We start from the raw sequence: 1,170 nt of genomic DNA on the forward strand, positions 1-1,170 counted from the left end.
TGCAGGCCGGCAGTGCCGGGAACTTCCGCGCCGTGATCGGGGTGGACCGGGGAGCCGGCCGCCAGACCCTGCTCGACGCCGGCGCAACGTTCGTGGTCGACGACCTCGATGACCTCCTCTAACCAAGCCGTTTCACCAGAAACAGAAGGAACCCAACAGTCCATGGCACTCATCAGCTCCGACCGGCTGCGCTTCCCCTGCGAACCGTGGAAGCTCGTGGAGAGCATCCACGTTCCCGGCGACGCCGGTACGCTCGAAACCCTCTTCAGCCTCGGCAACGGCCACCTGGGCATCCGCGGTGCCCATTGGGCCGGGGCGGACGCCGAACTCCCCGGCACGTTCATCAACGGTTTCCACGAAACGTGGGACATCAAGCACGCCGAGAACGCGTATGGCTTCGCCCGCACGGGACAAAGGATCGTCTATGTGCCGGATGCCAACAACTTCAACGTTGTCATCGACGGCGAGCAGCTGAGCCTCACAGAGTCCGCGGTGCAGAATTACCGCCGCAGCATCGACTTCGCCACGGGTGTGTACGAATGCGCCGTTACCTGGGAGTGCCGTTCAGGCGCCATTGTCACCACCCTGGAGCGCCGCGCCGTCGGGATCGATTCAAGGGGTTCCCTCGGCATCGAGCTGAGCCTCACCGCAGACCGCCAGGTGTCCGCTGACATCACGTCTTTGGTGATCAATCGGCAGGACCAGCCTGTGGAGGACCACTCGGCCCACGACCCCCGCCGCTCCGGCCGCCACGCTGGCCGGGTGTTGCTTCCGCTCCACCTCCAGGGCTCCGACGGATCGCTGCGCATGGCTTGGGAAACCGCTGAATCCCGGCAGCGCATCGGCATGGCCGTGGACCATTGGATATCCGCCGAAGGCCAGCCCTTCGAAACCGTGGTGGGGGAGGACGAGTCAACGGTCCGCTACGTCATGGCCGTGAATGAAGGCGAGACGTTCCGCTTGGAGAAGAGCGTCAGCTACGTCGTGAACAGCGCCGATGCAAGCGAATCAGACCCGGGCGAGATCCTCGCGTCCGACGCCGAATTGGGCCTCGTGCCGTTTGACGCGCTCCTCGCCGAAGGCACGGCGCACTACCGGGATTACTGGTCTACGGCGGATATCACCATTGGCGGCCAGCCCGAACAGCAGCAGGCCGTGCGCTGGAGCCTG

The 1,170-nt window shown here is 65.0% G+C and carries 1 pseudogene; it reads left to right on the forward strand.

The annotated features are described in order from the left end of the window. Positions 1–162 precede the first annotated feature (162 nt). Positions 163–1,170: pseudogene (locus AHiyo1_RS09620) on the forward strand (glycoside hydrolase family 65 protein); the annotation flags it as partial.

Source organism: Arthrobacter sp. Hiyo1 (assembly GCF_001263615.2).
Taxonomy (GTDB): domain Bacteria; phylum Actinomycetota; class Actinomycetes; order Actinomycetales; family Micrococcaceae; genus Arthrobacter.